The organism is Streptomonospora sediminis (assembly GCF_054778995.1).
In genome coordinates this window covers 1-2,833 of record NZ_BAAGYZ010000041.1, presented here as the reverse complement: position 1 = coordinate 2,833, position 2,833 = coordinate 1, and the positions used below count along the sequence as shown (strand labels likewise).

The window sequence follows — 2,833 nt, the reverse complement described above, 5'->3', positions numbered from 1 at the left end:
GACGGGCGGGGTGTCGGTGTGCCGGGGTGCCGGGGCGGTGGCCCAGGCCGGACTCTGGCTCAAGGGGTTCTCCGGACTCGAAGGGGTGTGCTCGTGTTCGGGGGGTGGAGCGGTCGGTGCCGGTTACCGGTCACGCAGCGTCGCACTCGGAAAACACTAGAGCTTCGAATCCCGATCGGTCCTCGCCCGCGGTAGCCAGATCCGAGGCGGCGAAAAGCACCCCTGCCGGGCCCGCGTGCACTCTTCGGTAGGGGGCGGCCTCCCACTTCGGTAGGGGGCGGGGCCGCCCCGCCCCCGCATCCGCTGCCCCGAGCGGACGGCGTGTGCGCCGGGCCGGCGCACACGGCTGCGGGCGGGCCCGCCCGGGCCCGCCCGCAGTCACCTTACGGCGCGGTTCGGCGTTGCGGCCGCCGCCCGTGCGGGTGCCGGCGCCGCCTGTCGCCTACTCGCTGGCCAGCGCCGCGGTGATCGATGTCCGTGCCGCCTGGCGCGAGGGCAGCACCGACGCCCCCAGCCCGGCCAGGATCGCCACTGCGATGAACGCGGCGATCTGGCCGACGGGCATGCCGAACACCAGCTCATCGAAGACCGCCGACGTTGCGGCCCAGCCGAAGAACACGCCCAGGCCGATTCCGACGACGGCCCCGATCAGGCAGAGCAGTACCGCCTCCAGGCTGAGCATCAGCCGCAGTTGGCTGCGTTTGAGCCCGAGTGCCCGCAGCATCGCCGACTCGCGGGTGCGTTCCAGGACCGACAGCGCCAGCGTGTTGGCGATGCCGAACACCGCGATGACCACTGCCAGGCCGAGCATCGCCACGATGGCGAGGAAGGCCGTGGCCAAAATGTCCTCCATCTGCTTGCGTGTCTGGGCGGTGGAGTCGACCTGCAGGCCGGGGTGGCCCTCCACGCCGGCGAGGACCGCGTCGCGCAGCTCCTTGCTGCTGGTCCCCTCGGCGCCCTGGATTTCCAGCCGGCGGGCGCCGCCGGTGCCGGGGAAGGCGGCCGCGAAGTCCTCGGGCGCCATGACCACTCCGGAGGCGATCTGGGATTCGGCGATCACGGCGGCGATCTCGTAGGACCGCTCGCCCTGTTCGGTGGTCACCTGCACCGTGTCGCCGACACCGGGGTTGCCCTTGTACTCGGCGGGCACCGCGACGCTGCCGGGTTGTACGTCGGCGAAGTCGCCGGCCTGCATCTCGAATCCGGGGTCGCCGCCCTCGTAGGCCGTGAAAAAGGCCAGGTCGGCGTCGGTTCCCGTTTCCGCGTGGAGCTCGGCGAGGACGGAGTCGATCTCCGGTGCCGCGCGCAGGTTCTCGGCGACCTCGGCGGGAATGGGTTCCGGCTCCTCCTCCCGGAACTGCGTGCTGACCAGGTAGTCGGCGGGGAACTTCTCGTCGAGCCGTTCGGTGGCGGTGCGCATCATGCTCGCGTTGACCACCGAGTACCCGGTGATCAGGGTGGCACCGACGGTCAGGGCGATCATCGCGGTTGCGGCCCGGCGCGGGTTGCGCCGCGAGTTTTCGGCGGCCAGCGTGCTGGAAACCCCCAGCGCCCGCATCAGCGGCGAGACCGCGGCCACGGCCCCGCGCACCAGCAGCGGGCTAATGGCGACCACGCCCAGGAACGCCACCATTCCGGCGCCGGCCACGACGGTCAATCCCTGGTCCGAGTCCAAGTCCGCGCGCAGCCCGAACGCGACCGCACCGGCCGCGGCGAGCAGCAGTACAGTACCCATCGCGGTGCGCACGATGCCGAAGCGCTTGTCCAGCCCGGTGGCCACGGCGCTGGTACGCAGTGCCGCCAGCGGCGGCACGAAGGTGGCGCGCCGAGCGGGCAGTACCGCCGCGATCAGCGTGACCGCGGTTCCTACGGCCAACGAGATCAGCACCGACTGCGGTGCGACCACCAGCACCGTGTCGCTCGTGTCGGCGCCCAGCGCCCCGGATCCCAGCGTGAAGCCGGCATAGCCCACGCCGATACCGGCGAGCACGCCCGCGGCCGAGGACACCAGCCCCACCACCAGTGCCTCAAGGACCACGCTGGTGAACACCTGCCGTCGTACGGCGCCGATGCAGCGCAGCAGCGCCATCTCGCGTTGGCGCTGGGCCACCAGGATGGCGAAGGTGTTGTGGATGACGATGGCCGCGACGAGGACCGAGATCGCGGCGAACAGCATGAGGGCGGTGGTGAGTGCGGCGGTCTCCGCGCCCGAGTCTTCGGCCAGCCGCTCGCCGAACTTTTGACCGGTGAGTGCCTCGGTGCCGGGGCCGGTCACGTCGGCGACGGCGTCGGCCGCCTGCTGCGCCGGCACGCCCTCGGCGGCGATGGCGTCCAGTTCGGCGAAGCCGTCGGTACCGGTCATCTGCTGGGCGGTCTGCGGTGCGAACGCGACGGCGCCGCGGTAGCCGATCTCCTGGTTGACGCCGAAGTCGATCAGGCCGGTGATCTCGAAGGTGCGCTCGTTGCCGTCGGGGTCCAGGACGGTGGCGGTGTCGCCGACCTCGTAGCCGGTGACATCGGCGGAGGTGGTGGCCAGCGCCACCTCACCGTCGCCTTGGGGGAGTTCGCCCTCGGCGGCCGAGTAGCGGGAGAGATCGCCCACCGAGACGCCGAGAGTGGGCACGCTGCCCACGGCTTGGCCGTCCTTGTCCAGTAGCGGGGCGGCGGCCATGGTGACGCCGGCGGCGCGGTCGATTTCGGGCAGGTCGCGGACCTTGTCGAGGACCTCCGGGGGGATCCCCTCCTCGGCCTGCTCGGTCCTCCCCGCCTCGGGCACGGCGATGGCGTCCATGGTCTGGGCCGATCCCATGACCTGGTTGCGGAAGCTCTCCTG

Annotated in this window: 1 protein-coding gene; it reads right to left on the bottom strand. The window is 71.8% G+C overall.

Annotation, left to right across the window (positions count from 1 at the left end):
- Window positions 1-442: 442 nt before the first annotated feature.
- Window positions 443-2,833: ABC transporter permease (locus ACYVD5_RS10685; protein WP_461000812.1), on the bottom strand; the 2,391-nt coding region annotated here is incomplete at its 5' end.